Consider the following 17,147-nt stretch of genomic DNA (forward strand, 5'->3'; position numbering starts at 1 on the left):
ATATTGTTAGGTATCGCTTGTCTAGAAAACGGTTAAAAAGGTTGCGAGAAAGTAAAGAAGAGAAAGGAATGCCACATAATTCTCTCAACCTATTATATAGTGGCAGTAAGACACTTATGAATTGAGGTGTTCTACAAGGGGATAGATATGGTAAATAGAAGAGTTACTGGTTTTTTAACACAGGATATTGGCTTGCTGTTATTACTCACTTGTATTTTTATAGGGGCTTTGACGGTTGGAAATGCTTCAAGTGATATGTTTATAGAATCACTTGTAATGTTAATAGGTGTTTTTTTAGCAATATTATTTGCGGGATATAAACTTACAAGTTTAGCGGTTGTATCCTCTGGATTCCAAATCATCGTATATACAGCATATCGATTATTCCTAGCATACTCTTCCTATGGAAGGATACCGTTAGTTTGCTATATATGGATTTTGCTACCTCTTACATCTGTGGGAGCAATGCTATTATTTATAAAAGGAAATAAAGATACAGAAAGGGAGAATGAAAGATTAGCAAAGCAAGTAGAAGATTATGTAATGATTAATGCACTCACTGGATTATATAATCTACGAAGTCTATATAATGACTTAAAAAAACAAATTGCCTATGCAGAAAGAAATAAAGTATCATTATCGTTAATGATTATTGAACTAAGAGATGAAGCAGAATTACGTAATATCTTATCAAGAACAAATTATGAAGCTGTTATTCAGAGACTAGCCTTTCTAGTAGGCGAATCGATTCGATTAGAGGACAGAATATATTCCATTGATAACAAAGGAACAATTGCAATTCTACTAACTTGTAACAAAGAAGGAAGTGATTTTGTATCTAAGCGTATCAGGCAGAAACTAAGTGAGCAAAATGCGTTTGAACAAGTGAAAAATAGATCAATTAGAGTTGAAGTAAGAATTGCTTGCCTAGAATATGATAAGGAAGTATATGGTGATGATATTATTCAATATAAACAAAAGGTGGAAAGCGAACTTCAATATGATGTATAGGAAAAAAGATATTGGAATTATCCTTATTGGAGTCATCTTTATTGCTATCTTTATTACATTAGGAAATGAGTCATATGCCAAAGAGAAAGCTAAGATTCCTGATGCACAAATCCTAGTAATCTATTCGGATGAAGCTGATAACAGCACGATCTCGCAAGTGAAGGATATCGTTGAAATCCTAACCTACCAAAGTTTTAAAGTTAGTTTTGCAAAAGCAAGTGATTGTATGGGGGAACTTAAGCGGTATTCCTATATCCTATGCTATAACCTGGATTCCTATCCAACATCAATACTAGAAGAATTAAATCAATTAGAACTAAAATCGAAAATGGCAGCGAAGAAAAATCAGAGTAAGTATAAAGTGTTATTTATAGGTAATGATTTCTTGAAAGAATATCTAGGTTATACCAAAAGAGATAGCAATTATATTAGTGAGAATAAAAGTGTTGGAAAATTAACATATGAATTTAGTAATAATGTTAAGAAAGAGGGACTGGTGAGGGAAACATCCTTTTCATTTCTTAGAAAGCCAAGCGATTATACTAATGGCAAAATTGTGGTTGGAAATACAACAGGTTACTTCGCTGCATCTTCTGGCTTTATTACCCATATTCCAGTTGCGAACCTAAATAATAAGATAGTTAGGGCAGCATTTACGAAAGAAGTTGCGAAATGGAAATGGCCATATAAAGGGGATCCTCATCCATATGCACAATATATGGTTATCAATGAAGTATATCCATTTCAAGATCCAGAGAAGTTATTAAAAATCATAAAATTGATGATACAAGAAGAAGAACCATTTGTTATCTCTGTAATGCCAATCTATAGTAATGGAGATTACCCTGCAATGCAACAATTTGCAGAAGTGCTTCGTTATGCACAAGCAAATGGTGGCGCTATTATTATGCATAGTCCGTTGAATCAGATGACAACCTTTAATAAAAGTCTTATGTTGGATAAGATTACGACAGCATTTCAAATTTATATGAATCAAGGCGTATATCCAGTAGCATTAGAGGTACCACATAATTGGATTTTTAATACTGATACGATAGAAATATTGAAACATTTTCGAACAATTTTTACTACGAATGAAGATGATGAACAGTTAAATGAATCAATAAATATGAATACGAATAGAGTCTATAAAGATGGACATCAGTGGGTATCTCCAGTTACAACATTAGATGATCTTGGGACAAGTTATACCAAAGTATCATCAACAGCGGTATATATAAATATGTTAGAGGATATGGACACGATTACAAATAAGATAGAAGCCTGTCAATCTTCTTTTGTGCCATTAAAAAGCTTGTGGGATATTGAACAAAGTTTTTGGACGAATAAAGACCTGATGGAATATAAGAATCACATTATGATGGTTAATGGTAAAAAAGTAAAAATACAATATGAAAAATCCGAAGGGAAGAAAGACTTTCAGTATAACAGAAATATGCTGAGACGATTTTCAAAAGATTTATCATTGGAAAATAGAAAGTTGATTATAGCGGTTATTATCGTATCGCTACTATTTGTATCATTTATTATAATTGCTAGATATTATAACAGGCAAAAATACTTTTTACATAAAAATAAGGATTAGACGAAAGGAGTGGTTAGCATGTCTCTAGCAGATTGCCTATCCTTGTACGCAATAACAGCAATTTGGGGATTGATGTTTCTTAATATTTTCCTTTCAATTGGGGGATTTCTCTATATCATTAAGATTCAAAAAACGGATGGGCATATTCCTTTGAAGGAATACCCAATGGTTAGTGTTATGGTTCCTGCTCATAATGAAAGTATTGTCATTCGTAAGACTGTGTTAGCATTATTAGAATTTGATTACCCAGTCGATCGGTATGAGATTATTGTTATTAATGACAATTCGACAGATGACTCAGCAAAGGTATTAAAAGAGATTCAGATAGGACATCCAGAGAGAAAATTAATTGTTATCAATACCGATTCAGTTGTAGGGGGAAAGGGAAAATCAAATGCACTTAATATTGCTTTATCAGTAGCATCTGGTAGCGTTATTGCCATATATGATGCTGATAATACGCCAGCTCCTAATGCTCTATCAATATTAGTAGAGAATCTAATGCAAGATGAAAAACTTGGTGCAGTAATAGGAAAATTTAGAACGAGAAATCGGAATGCCTCTTTATTAACAAGGTTTGTGAATATTGAAACATTAGCTTATCAATGTATGAATCAAGCGGGAAGATATTTTTTCTTTAAATTATGTACAATCCCAGGGACTAATTTCGTAATTCGAAGAAGTATTATTGACAAAATGGGTGGATGGGATACGAAGGCATTGTCAGAAGATACTGAGATTAGTTTCAGGTTATATCGTATGGGATATTATATTAAGTTTGTACCACTTGCGGTCACCTGGGAACAGGAACCACAGCTATTAAAGCAGTGGTTTAAGCAAAGAACTAGGTGGGCAAAAGGGAACATTTATGTATTACTTAAGAATTTCAAATATGCTTTTGATAAAAATGCTGGAAGAATGCGACTAGATGTATTCTATTATGCATTGGTATATATATTGATGTTAACATCATTAATCTGTTCAGATGCAATCTTTGTATTAGGTATATTAGGATTGTGTCATGTAACACTTGGTGGATTCTCTACATTATTATGGGGAATGGCAATCTTATTGTTCGTTCTAAATGTATTAATTACTTTGTCTGTGGAAAAGAATGAGTTTAATTTGGAAAGTATGCTACTCGTTATATTAATGTTATTTACATATTCAAAGATGTGGGTTGCAGTTGTTATCAATGCTGGAATATCAAGTATAAGAGATAAGATATATCACAAAGAAGTAGTTTGGGATAAAACGGAACGCTTTGAAGAGACCAGTATTCAAAAAAAGAAGAAGAGAGGATGATAGAGGGTATGTGGAAAAAATTAAGGAATATGGGAGTAGTGCTATTTATCATATTTTTTATTAGCTCTATATTGCCTGTTAATAAGCAAGTTGTATTAGCAAGCAGTACAGATGATTCGAAAAAGGCTACAAGAGAGCAGAATATTAGTCAAATATTATCTACTAATCCTGAGAATGCGAAAGAGCCAAATACAAGTAAACCAAGTGTGCCAAATGCTAATTATTCGAAAGATATATCTTTCTCGCAGACTACATTAAAAGGAATATACTCAAGCAAAGACTTATTTTTCTATGTCCCAGATTATTGGGATACAAAGTATGTATACGCACAAATACAATATGATGTCAGTGAATTGATGGAAGGATTGTCTTCTTCTATGACATTTTCTATTAATAATAGACCAATTGAGTCGTGTGCTATTTCTTATAATAAAGGTAATACACAAATCGTGTATGTGAAAATACCACGTTCACTAGTGAAAAAAGGTTATAACTCACTTACCATCTCAGGTTATGCCAAACTGTATGATGAAGAAGGATGTATGGATGATTTTTCGGGTGCAAATTGGATGAGTATTGATGATACGTCCTTTATTCGATGTGGTTATGATATAAAGAATACAAATCATATGATAGCGGAATACCCATATCCATTTATGTCAACAACTGAGGCGTCTGGAAAGGGTTTAACAATAGCCGTATCAGATAAGGCAACGGATGGTGAAGTTGCAGCAGCAATGAATCTAATGTCAGACTTAAGTAGTAAAACGGAGAATAAAAATGATATCCAGTTTTCCTTACTTTCCGATATTGAGAAAACCAATCCGAATCGGACTATTCTAATATCTGACTATGAGAATCTTCCAAGTGAGTATAAAAGTAAGATTACTGATTCTTCAAACTTAAGCAAGTATGCTACGGTAGCTTTTGTGGATGACAGTAAAGGAAATCCATTACTCATCATCACATCTAAAAAAGATGAATGTTTATTGGAAGCAGCATATATGTTGATGGATGAAGATCGTGTATCACAAGAAAAGACAAGTATAGCAAAGGTGAAGTATGGAAGTAAAGATATTGCTATGAACTCAAAAACATTAAGTAAGATGGTAGCTGGTAATTATACAATTAAGGATATTATGGGAAGTGGTATGACCTTTGTAGGTCCATTTCATCAGGAACAAAATATCTTCCTTCCTTTTTCAGAAGATTACTTTTTATCTGATGCTGGTAAAGTTACATTGAATTTTCGTTATAGCAATAATCTAGATTTTAATCGTTCAATGATTACTGTATACTGGGGAAATGTTCCGGTTGCGAGTAAAAAGTTAACCAAAAGTAAAGCGTCAGGCGATGAGTTAACTTTTGTTATGCCTGAGGATGTGGTTGGTACAACAACAGGAAGTATAAAAATAGCCTTTGACTTAGAACTTAAAGACTTAGTCTGTACTCCTAGACAGGATGAGATGCCATGGGCTTATGTATCAGAAGATTCTACTTTGTTTTTACCTGCATCAACAGGAATTGTATTAACGTTTGATTTAAAGCCTTCACCATTTCGTACGGATGGAAAATTCAATGATTTAATGATGTTAATATCAGATAAACCAACAAGTGATGAATTGAACCTTCTTGCTCAAATTATTGGAATGTACGGTCAAGGAGTTGACCCATACGGTACTTTCTGTGTAAAGAGGGAAAGCGAATTCTCTAAGAAAGATTCCGATTACAATATAATTACAGCAGGTACCTATAATGACAATAAGGTCATAAAGTCAATGAATAACAAGTTACACTTTTCCTATACGAAGGATGGAAATAAATTTAATAGTAATGAACAGTTGATCTTATCGGATAGTTACGCTGGTGAAATTGCTATTATGCAGTTATTAGAATCACCTTTTGCGAATAATCGAGGTGTATTGGCAATTACAGCAACAAATAAAGATTCCTTGTCATATGTTGATAAATTTATGAGGAGTAGTAAGAAACGTCTTAGCTTATCAAAGGATTGTGCTATTATAGATCATGATTTAAAGTTGAAGACTTATCAATTCATCAATAAAGTAGACAAAGTAAAAGAACCTACCGTGATTGGTACATTAATGCAACATAAGCAGTCCTTACTTTTTACTATAATCTCTACATCAGTAATGGTAATGTTATTAATCGCAGTCATCATTATATTGATACGTATTCGTATGTATTATCAAAAGAATGGTAAAGAGGATGATAAAAATTAGGAGGTATGCATATATGAAGAAAGTTATGGTAGTATTTGGTACAAGGCCAGAAGCAATAAAAATGTGTCCTCTTGTTATGGAACTTAGATTAAGAAAAGAGTTTGAAACGGTAGTATGTGTAACAGGGCAACATAAGGAGATGTTAGAGCAAGTATTGCATATTTTTAATGTAATTCCAAAGTACAATCTTGCAATAATGAAGAAAAATCAAACTCTATTCGATGTTACAACTAGGATATTAGAGGGGATGAAAGATATATTGGAACAAGAAAGGCCGGATCTTGTTCTTGTCCACGGTGATACTTCAACTACTTTTGCAACAGGTTTAGCAGCATTTTATCTTGGAATACCAGTAGGACATGTGGAAGCAGGACTTCGAACCTATCATTTAGATTCCCCTTTTCCAGAAGAGTTTAATCGACAAGCGGTTGGACTATTCGCTAAGTATCATTTTGCTCCAACCATTACTGCTAGAGACAATCTAATTCGTGAGGGTAAAGATTCAGATAGTATCTTTGTTACTGGTAATACAGTCATTGATGCTTTAAAAACAACAATAACAAAGGAATATAAAAATCCAGTGTTAGATTGGGCAAAGGATTCAAGACTAATCTTACTTACAGCACATAGAAGAGAGAATTTAGGTGAACCATTGAACCGAATCTTTGAAGGAATCCGAAGAACGATTGACAGGATAGAGGATATCAAGGTGGTATATCCAGTTCATAAGAATCCAGTGATAAGAGAAACGGCAGAAAAAATATTTGGTAATCACCCAAGAATGCGATTAATAGAGCCATTAGATGTTATTGATTTTCACAACTTTATGAATCAATCTTATCTAATTCTAACTGATAGTGGTGGTATACAAGAAGAGGCACCTGCACTTGGTAAGCCAGTGTTAGTACTTAGAGATACAACAGAGAGGCCAGAAGGAATAGAGGCTGGAACTTTGCGCTTAGTAGGTACCGACACAAGTACGATTGAGAAAGAGTTTAGTCAATTATTGCAAGATAAAAAAGAGTATGACAAGATGAGCCATGCCTCTAATCCTTATGGTGATGGAACCGCTTGTAAGAAAATAGTTGATATACTTAGTAGAACCTTATAGTGAATCTTTCTCTGGAAACCGAAAAAGTGGTCTTAGGGTAGTTGGTTGATGAATATCACTGTATAAATATACGTGTTATGATTTTGGATAAAGAAGTATAAGAGATACTAAATGAAAATGGAATCAATCAAAACATAATCAGAAGGAGCGAACTCGCTGAGAAACGCTCAAACAGCACTCCTTCTGATTATTGAATGATTCTTTTTTCATTAAGAATCTCTAATACTCTTTAAAACAAAATCTTAACACATATATTTATACAGTGATATTCAGGCAAGTTATTCTATAAGGGACTTTTTCAGTGTCATCATTTTACGAATAGAGGATAAAATAGTTTATAAAATCGAAAGGCTTGGGAGTAAATATGCAACTTAAAAGAAATTGGTTTAATAATTTTTGTATTTCTCTTGCAATTATTGGATTACTATATGTTATGATATGCGGATTTACATTCCTTGGAGGCGATAAAGAATATCCAGACCTATTAAAGGGTGTTTTAATCTTTACTTTGTTAGGGGTGTGGATTGGAATTAAGTTATTGGGAAATCTAGCCGAAAGGCTCCATTTATCAATGATTTTTTCTGAGAATAAAAATTGGGTTAGAATAATACAAATTGTGATTGTTGTAGTTATCTTAGTAATTGCAGCAGCTATTAGAATTATTATCATTCAGAAGATTCCAATGAAACCGGAATCGGACTATAAGACTTACTATGAGATAGCGAAGCTATTAAAAAGTGGAGATATTCTGGAAAAAGGGAAAGGATATTGCAATTATATAGCATTATTCCCACATGTAATGGGGTATAGCTACATATTAAAGAAAGCGTTTGAATGGTTTGGAACGAGTGTTATAGTTGGACAATATGTGAATGTGTTTTTTTCAGTTGGAACTGTATACTTAATGTATCGTATTGCAAGATTAATAAAAGGTCGAATTGCAGGCATGGTAGCATTGGTACTATGTGCCTTTTGGCCATCTCAAATACTTTATATAACAATGTTATCTGCAGAATATGCATTTACATTTTTCTTTTATTTGTGTATCTTACTGTTTCTTACATCCATGAAGGATGAGGATATGAATCAGAAGCAGCCACTGAAGGTTGTGTTGTCACATGTTTTACTTGGTGTACTAATTGCATTAACTGCAGCAATCAGACCAATGGCGTTAATCCTATTGATTGCGATTATCTTATGTATTTTCCCACAGAAAATGAAGTTAGCAAACTTACCACGCAATGACTTGCCACTTCTATTAAGATTAATTGAAAAAGGATGGCGAAGATGTATCCTAATCTTAATACCGTACATTATCATATCCAATGTTATTACATCGAATATTGAGTTAACAGTGGATAAAACACTTCCATCTTCAGCGGAGTCCTTCGGTTATAACCTATTAGTTGGGTTAAATATAAAGTCTGTTGGTGGATGGAATGAGCAGGATGCGAATCTATTAGAGAATACAATGGAGAAAACAAATTCTGCTTCTAAGGCACATATTGCATGTAGGAACATAGCCCTTAAGCGATTAACCTCGAATCCAAAAGGAATCTTTAATTTATTTATTGCCAAGTATGAACTACTATGGGGAAATGACGATTATGGATCTACATGGAATCTTACTTTCTTAAATGAACAGAAGCATTTAACAAAAGCTAAAAGTGATTTTCTATATGAAATCAGGGACTATAATAACATTCTATATATTATGACGGTTTTTTTCGCGTTAGTGGCATTACTGTATTTACTAAAGAAAGAGAAAGAAGAATCTTATGCAATTCTGCTTATTTTAATCTATATCGGAACTGTCGGAATGCATTTATTTGTGGAAAGCCAAAATCGATACCATTACTTTGTATTACAGATATTTATAGTTCTAGCAGGTATGGGGGTTGAATGGATTATCGAAGATGCCAAACAAACAGTTGGAAATGTACTATGTGAGAGGGAACTTGCCTTAACATTGGAGGATGAAGGTCAAAATGAAATTGAAGAATTAGAAGCAGAAAAATTAAGGATTCAGGAATTGGTGAAGAAAGAAATGAGCCATTCCTTTGATATGACGGAGGCACTTAAAAATGGTCATGTTGTTATGACGGTTTCTGAGGTATATGGTAAAGACAATAATGAAGTGTTTGACGAAAAAGATAAAGAAGAGGAAGTAATCTAATTTATATCTCATGAAGAAATCCAAGTAGACAAGTATATTAGTCATAGGAGAATTACTTATGAATGAGGAACGATTAAAGAAAATAGAAAAGATGTTACATAAAATATTTATATTAATAGGAGTTATTCTATTGATATCTATTGTGCTTTTAATAAGAGAAAAGGTTGAGATAAAAGACAGGTCTACGAGTCAAAATAATCAGGTAGAAGATAAGACGAAAGTTAAGAATAGAGAAGAAGGACTTTCTGATCAGACGTTACTTTTACCAGAACGATGTAATGTATATGAGCAAGTGCCTGATTTTTCTTTTGTTGATACAAACGGTAAAGAGCATTCGATTAAAGATTATCGTGGAAAAACGGTTATTGTAACATTCTGGGCAAGCTGGTGTTCGGATTGCCAACAACAGATGCCACTTGTCAATCAATTCTTAGAGGAGTTAAAAAAATATGATAATGTTGAAATGATTCTTGTTAACAAATTAGATCATAAAAAAGAATCAAAAGCAAATGCCATTAAATATCTAGAAAAGAATAATATCGACATAGATACTTACTATGATGATGGACTAAAAGCCTATGAATCGTTAGGTGTTCATAATATTCCTACTACATTATTTATTGATGCTAATGGAATAGTAAGAGCAATCAGTCCAAAGCAAATGACCAGAGTCACAATCTTTGATTCCTATTTACAAGATGCTATGACAGGAAGTGATGTAGTTACAAGTAATTTTATAACAAATAGCATGATGGATGAAGATGGAGGAATTCATAATGTCTATGACAAGGATAAAAGTAAAACTTTAACTAGTGATGTATTAAGCGAATCAGAGGGAGCAATGTTAGAATATGCTACGATAAAAGAAGATCAGAGTCTGTTTTATAAAACACTCCAATTTATCCGTAAAAATATGTGGACGGAGGGAATGGTATCATGGAAAGTGTCAAATAAAAAGGTTAGTAGTACCAATGCTCTTATTGATGATTTTCGAATCTATCAGGCAATTATACAGGCAAATAGATTATGGGGAGGATATACATCAGATATTGAAAAGTATAATGTAGCATTTGAAAAATACGCAATAAATAACAATCATTATGTGGATTGCTATGATTTCTCAAGTAAGACATATTCGAACCGTCTTACATTATGCTTCGCAGATTTTAAAGCAATGCAAAGTCTTAATGCAGCCAGTGATAAATATAAAGTAGCATATGAGAATACTCTATCTATAGTGAAAAAGGGTCTGATTAGCAGTGAATTTCCTCTCTACTATAGTTGGTATAATTACGATAATAATTCATACCAGACGAATGATCTTAATATGGCTGAAGCAATGGTTACTTTATTGCACCTTGCGAGAGAAGACCTAATACAACAGAAGACGATAGATTGGTTAAAACAACAAATGAATAATGGTGGCATAAAAGCACGTTATTCTGTTGATGGTAAAGTAGTTGAAGGTTATCAATATGAGTCAACAGCAATCTATGCCTTAGTATCTATGATTGCAGACGAAATTGGTGATAAAGACTTAAGAGCACTAGCATTAAAGAAAATGGAGATTATGAGAATTCATGATACTGCATTAAGCTATAATGGGGCATTTGGATTAGAAGATGGAACTGGAATTACCTCATTTGATCAGATTATGCCAATGATAGCTTATGCAGTCGCAGATAAGAATCCTTGATTATAAAAGCACTTTATATTAATGGTATCTTCTTCTGTAAGAACAGTTTTGACAAACTAAACTTGCAGAAGAGATAGATTAATTAAAGTGCTTTTATTGTAATATAGTTACTTCTATAATATAATTTAGCTATTGATTTGAGTGTAAAAAGTTTTTCTCAACAACCTAAAATAGGACTTTTATTATATAAATGCGCCGAGCTTTGCTCGTTTCAAAAACTGGACATGGACTTTTGACACACTAAAAAGTATGATGTTGGGGTTAAATAGCCTTTGATAACTTACATTGTGTATATTGATGTATAATTATTAATTTTGGCGTAGTCCGGCCGAAAGTATCGTTTATATTTTGTCAAGACTCAAAGTAAAATAGGAACGTAAGTGAGTAAAGTTTATACATAAACTTGTCACTTGTTTTGAGGCTTGTAAAAAATATGATAAGTTTGTTTTATAAACTTTATTAAGGGAAAGGTAGCCAAAATTCATAATTATACAGCGATATACACTCAGTACACTAAAATAAGGCTTTTGACCCCAACATCAAAAGTATTCAATAAACGTACTAATTTATTGCAACAGAAAGGTAAGGTCTTTATGGCTAAAAAAGATATATTAATCATTGATGATGATAATGATTTGGCAAGCATTACACAAGATATGTTAGAAGATTATGGGTATACAGTAGATAGAGCTACTTCTATAAGTGATGCCTATGATCACATTACCAAGAATACATATAAATTAATTCTCCTAGATATTAATCTTCCAGAAGGAACTGGCTTTGAGTTCTGTACGGAATTAAGAAAATATTCCACAGTACCAATTATTTTTATCAGTGCAAGAACGAGTGAGTCAGATCGAATCACGGGGCTTGAGATTGGAGCAGACGATTATTTGTCAAAGCCATATTCCTTACAAGAACTTTTATCAAGAGTTAAGGCAAATATACGTAGAGCGTATGGATTTGAGAAAGAACAAGAATGTATCACAGTAGTAAATATAACAATAGATCGAACAAAAAGAAAAGTATATCGTCTGCAACAAGAAATTCAAGAAGAAATAAAACTATCTTTAAAAGAGTATGATTTATTACTGTATTTAATTGAAAATAAAAATAAAGTATTAAAAAAGGAAAAAATCTTATCTGATGTATGGGGAACCTATGCAGAAGTTGAGCTGTCAACAGTAGCAGTGCATATTAGGTGGCTAAGAGAAAAGATTGAAGAAGACCCAGCGAAACCTAAAATAATTAAAACGGTATGGGGTGTTGGGTATCTATTAGAAGATAAGGAATAAATAGATAGAAAGGCATGAGAATGAATGAAACATAACATCATAAAAACTGGAATCCTTTTTATTACTATCTTAACTCTCATAATGGCTGTTCTAACGATATGGATTCTAAAGGATAATCGTGAGATGAATTATCGTGAAAGAATCGTGGATCTTAATGAAATACAAGAACTTACCACATTAGCCATAAAAAAAGGTGATAGTAATACAAAGGAAAAGTTAGATAAGAGAATTCAATTACTTCAAAATGAGTTAAGAAATGAATCAGTTCAAAGAAATAGTCATAAGATTCTCATTTATATTGCGATTGTATACAGTGTGTGTCTTATTTTTATATTCATTATATTTATCTATATTTATTATGTTGTGATACGACCATTTAAACGTCTAGAGAAGTATGCAAATGAGGTTGCGAGTGGAAATCTTGACTTACCACTTCAATATGAGAGGCAGAACCTATTCGGAGCATTTACCTGGGCATTCGATCATATGCGTAAAGAGGTAAAAAAGGCCAGAGCGTGTGAGAAAGAAGCAATAGAGAATAATAAAACAGTAATTGCTACGATATCACATGATATTAAAACACCAATTGCATCCATTCGTGCTTATTCCGAAGGTTTACTAGCTAATATGGATACGAGTGCAGAGAGAAGGGAGAGATATCTTTCTGTGATCATGAACAAATGTGATGAAGTTAGCAAGTTATCAAACGATCTCTTTCTTCATTCCCTATCTAATCTAGATAAATTAGTGATGAATCTTGAAGTATGTGATGCAAAGAAAGTAATAACTCCTATACTTGAACAAATCATAGGTGAAAACGATAATATTGTGATACTAAATGAAGTGATGGATGTTAAAGTACGCCTAGATATAAGGCGTTTTGAACAAGTATTAGAGAATGTTATTGGCAATTCAAAAAAATATGCTAGTGAAAGTAGGATAGAAATCAGTTTTAACCTAAATAATCATCAGTTGGAATGCCATATTAGAGATTATGGAAAAGGCATATCAGAGGAAGATATCCCATTTCTATTTGAAAAGTTCTATCGAGGTAAAAATATAGAGAATAAGCCAGGAGCAGGGTTAGGATTATATATAGTGAAATATATCATGGAACAAATGGATGGAAGTGTAGATCTTAATAATTATAACAGTAATGGTGTGGAGATTACGTTAGAGATCCCAATGTATGAATCAAGTTTATCATAATAAAAAGATTAAATATAAACTCTTAAAGATTTCTTAATAAATTATCTGCTAAGATAAAAACAACAAGAAAATGAATTAGAAATAGATATAGACAAGAAATGAAGGTTTACATTATTGAAACTCATCATTTCCTAATAGATATATCAATTATCAGGAGGAATCTATGAATCAGGTATTATTAAAAGCAGATAGTTTATGTAAAAGTTTTGCGAACAATGGACTTCAAAATCATGTTCTAGATCATATTGATCTCGAACTTATTCAAGGTGATTTTACAGTCATTATGGGTAGCTCAGGCTCTGGCAAATCTACTCTCTTGTATTCTTTGAGTGGAATGGATACAGTAACATCAGGAAAGGTATTATATCAAGGAATTGATATAACTTCGAATAGAGAAAAAGAACTTAGTATGCTTCGTAGGAAAGAGTTCGGTTTTATCTTTCAACAGATGCATTTGGTATCGAATCTATCCTTATATGAAAATGTAGCCGTGTCTGGTTATCTTTTAAAGCAAAATAGTCATAAAGAGGTTAATGAGAGAGCAAGCGAATTATTAGACCTGGTAGGCTTAATGGATTGTAAGAAACGCCTTCCTTCTCAAGTATCAGGAGGACAACAACAACGAGCTTGTATTGCTAGGGCTATTATTAACAAGCCACAGTTGCTATTTGCAGATGAGCCAACGGGAGCGTTAAATAAAAAATCTGGAATTGAAATACTAGATCTGTTGACCGAGATTAACGAAGAAGGCCAGAGCATTCTTATGGTTACACATGATGTAAAAGCGGCCATCCGTGCGAATCGTATACTATATCTAGAAGATGGTAAAGTGGTTGGAGATATGAAATTACCTCGCTATACTAAGGATAATGCAGTTGCAGCAGAGAAGCAGGTAGTTGCTTGGTTATCTGCAAGGGGGTGGTAGGAATGGCAATTCTTACGATTATAAGGTCAAATCTAAAAAGAAAAAAAGGTAGTATATTAAGCATATTTCTATTAGTGTTTATTATCGCATTATCGTTAACAACAATCATTAGTGTGAATATTGGAGTAACAAAGGGAGTAGAAGAATCTTGTAACTATTCGAATGTGCCAGATATGGCAAGTTTTATTCTAAAGGATAAATATAATCAGCAAACGGTAGAACAGTTACAAAAGGAAAAGGAAGTTAAGCATATTGAAGTAGTAGATAGTATCGTAAGTGATTATTTTTCACTTAATGGTAAGTCAGCTTCCAGTTCGGTATATTTTGTATCGTACCAGCCAGATGCTCATCCATATCATTTCTTTACTAAGGATGGTTTAACGTATAAGAAGGATAATTTAACAGAACCTAAAAAAGGTGAAATCTATGTTCCCATTGCCTTTCAGAATATGTATCACTGTAACATTGGGGATACTGCTCAGATTAAGACACCAAAAGGTATAGAAAAGTTTCGAATAGCAGAATTTATCGAGGAACCATTTATCGGTGCAAGTATGTTGGGTTTTAAAATGTTAATGATAAATCAAACAGATCTACTTGAACTAACCAATCAAGCAGATGGCAAAAAGCTTCTAAATAGTAAGATCATGAATCTTTATTTAAAGGATTCTTATAAAAATCAGGCTTATGAATTGAAGAAGCAATTAAATGATAAAACTGGCTTTATTAATATGTCAATGTATACTCTTCTTAAGGAAGAAGCAAATAGCTATACACTTTTATTTACAAAAGTCTTAAGCGGAATCTTATGGGCTTTTGCCATCCTTTTATTTGTTGTAACGCTTATGATTATTGGACATAACGTGAGTACGAACATTGAGATGGAATATGTTTCCTTTGGGATCTTAAAATCACAAGGTTTTACTTCACTACAGATTCGGATTATTTTATTACTACAATATATGTTAGCTAGTATACTAGCAATTATAAGTGGTATGCTTCTTAGTAAAATAGGAATTGTGCAAATTAATCGTATATTTATACCAGTGAATGGCCTTTTAGTAAGCAATCAGATCAGAGTAAAAGAGAGTATTGGGGTACTATTAGTATTCGTAATAATCATTGCTTTCTATATTCAGATAAAGTCAAGAAAAGTACTGAAAATATCTCCAGTGCAAGCAATTTCACTTGGTCATGAGCCAGTGTATTTTGCAAGTCACATAGACTTTTCTATTACCAAAGAGATACCAATGCCATTAGGTACTAGACTAATCTTAAAGAATCTTGTTGGTAATATGAAACGCTATATTAGTACGATTCTTATTATGATAATCCTAACCTTTTTTGCTATCACGATAACCTCTCTTCAACAGATGAGTTCAGATGATAATGTGGATGTGATCTTTGGTTCCATTGGAAGTGATATCTCTATTAATTATTCAAAAGATACAGAACAAAGTAAAATAGATGAAATAATTAATTATATTCGAAGTAAGACCAAGATTACGAAAGAGTTTCAGATAACGAATCGGTATCTAACTCTAGATGGGGGAGAGTATTTAGGACATTTCATAAGCGACACGAAGAATGTAATCTATCCTCTAGAGGGGCGAGTTCCTAAGTATAAGAATGAGATTATCGTTACGGATATTCTGAGCAAGCTACTAAAGAAAACAGTTGGTGATAAAGTTAAGATTCAATCAGGTAGTAAGAAAGCAGAATATATGATTGTAGGAATCTATCAGAACACAAGTGATGCGGGTAAGAATTTCACGATGTTGTTATCAGGAATGAAAAGAATAAACCCTAAATTTGCAATTCATAGTGTAGACATTGGAATTAGTGATCGGAAGCAGAGCAAAGAACTCGTTTCACATTTGAAAGAACAATATAAAAGTGAGAAAGATCAACTTGCATTTCATGATAGTAATGCAGAAGGAGATGAGTCAAATCATACTGTAATTCTAGCTATTAACGCAGTAACAGCAATTACTTATGTATTAACGATTATCTTTGTTGCGGTGGTATCCTTTCTATTGTGTCATAAGATGTTTCGCTTAGAACAAGTGGACCTTGGTATCTATAAATCATTAGGATTCACAACGAAGAGTCTAAGAAGGCAGTTTACAATACGGTTTGTCATTGTAACGTTAATTGGAAGTATCATTGGAATGCTATTGAACTTCTTAGGTAATAATCAACTGATGAGTATCCTGTTAAGAAATATGGGGATCTCTCATTATGTGACGAAATATACCATGGCTAATTTACTTATACCAATTCTGTGTGTGTGTGGATTTACAGCATTATTTTCTTATATGATATCAGGTAAGATGAAGCGAGTATCACCTAAGAATCTGATACAGGAATAATATAAGAACGACATTGATAAAGTCAGTCAAAAAAGTTAAAAACCTTTGAATTAATATATACTATGATAAACATATGTCAGGAGAGTTAAGTGAATTATGCTTTCCTGGCATTTTTTATGTATGTTCTTGACCAAAGAGTGGTCTTATTTTAGTATATATTTAAGTGGTGAATTGTGGAATGCTTAAGTTATGAATATT

11 protein-coding genes are annotated in these 17,147 nt (G+C 32.8%); all 11 read left to right on the forward strand.

Translation table 11 applies throughout. The features are described 5' to 3' along the window. Positions 1-147 precede the first annotated feature (147 nt). Positions 148-1,011, forward strand: coding sequence for a GGDEF domain-containing protein (locus bsdtb5_RS06350; protein WP_271715192.1), 864 nt, complete (start codon positions 148-150; stop codon positions 1,009-1,011). Beyond that, a complete protein-coding gene (locus bsdtb5_RS06355) occupies positions 1,001-2,617 on the forward strand; it encodes a DUF2334 domain-containing protein (protein ID WP_271715193.1) in 1,617 nt (538 codons plus the stop codon). Before bsdtb5_RS06350 ends, bsdtb5_RS06355 begins: the two co-directional genes overlap by 11 nt. A gap of 18 nt (positions 2,618-2,635) precedes the next feature. Next, positions 2,636-3,922, forward strand: a complete 1,287-nt coding sequence (locus tag bsdtb5_RS06360; RefSeq protein WP_271715194.1) for a glycosyltransferase — start codon at positions 2,636-2,638, stop codon at positions 3,920-3,922. 8 nt (positions 3,923-3,930) lie between these two features. Beyond that, positions 3,931-6,165, forward strand: coding sequence for a cellulose biosynthesis cyclic di-GMP-binding regulatory protein BcsB (locus bsdtb5_RS06365; RefSeq protein WP_271715195.1), 2,235 nt, complete (start codon positions 3,931-3,933; stop codon positions 6,163-6,165). A 13-nt stretch (positions 6,166-6,178) separates the two neighbouring features. After that, entirely contained in the window at positions 6,179-7,276 is a 1,098-nt protein-coding gene (gene wecB, locus bsdtb5_RS06370; RefSeq protein WP_271715196.1) for a non-hydrolyzing UDP-N-acetylglucosamine 2-epimerase, read from the forward strand. Between the two features lie 364 nt (positions 7,277-7,640). Beyond that, on the forward strand, positions 7,641-9,452 hold the full coding sequence (locus tag bsdtb5_RS06375; protein WP_271715197.1) for a hypothetical protein: 1,812 nt from the start codon (positions 7,641-7,643) through the stop codon (positions 9,450-9,452). Between the two features lie 58 nt (positions 9,453-9,510). Further along, positions 9,511-11,148 carry a TlpA family protein disulfide reductase gene (locus tag bsdtb5_RS06380; RefSeq protein ID WP_271715198.1) on the forward strand — a complete coding sequence of 546 codons (1,638 nt, stop codon included), beginning with the start codon at positions 9,511-9,513 and terminating at the stop codon, positions 11,146-11,148. 593 nt (positions 11,149-11,741) lie between these two features. After that, positions 11,742-12,443 carry a response regulator transcription factor gene (locus bsdtb5_RS06385; protein WP_271715199.1) on the forward strand — a complete coding sequence of 234 codons (702 nt, stop codon included), beginning with the start codon at positions 11,742-11,744 and terminating at the stop codon, positions 12,441-12,443. A gap of 24 nt (positions 12,444-12,467) precedes the next feature. Next, positions 12,468-13,652: a HAMP domain-containing sensor histidine kinase gene (locus bsdtb5_RS06390; protein WP_271715200.1), complete on the forward strand. Its 1,185-nt coding sequence runs from the start codon at positions 12,468-12,470 to the stop codon at positions 13,650-13,652. Between the two features lie 163 nt (positions 13,653-13,815). Continuing rightward, on the forward strand, positions 13,816-14,577 hold the full coding sequence (locus bsdtb5_RS06395) for an ABC transporter ATP-binding protein (protein WP_271715201.1): 762 nt from the start codon (positions 13,816-13,818) through the stop codon (positions 14,575-14,577). A gap of 2 nt (positions 14,578-14,579) precedes the next feature. Further along, positions 14,580-16,949, forward strand: coding sequence for an ABC transporter permease (locus bsdtb5_RS06400; RefSeq protein ID WP_271715202.1), 2,370 nt, complete (start codon positions 14,580-14,582; stop codon positions 16,947-16,949). Positions 16,950-17,147 lie beyond the last annotated feature (198 nt).

Origin of the sequence: Anaeromicropila herbilytica, from assembly GCF_016591975.1 — a bacterium.
Lineage (GTDB): Bacteria > Bacillota > Clostridia > Lachnospirales > Lachnospiraceae > Anaeromicropila > Anaeromicropila herbilytica.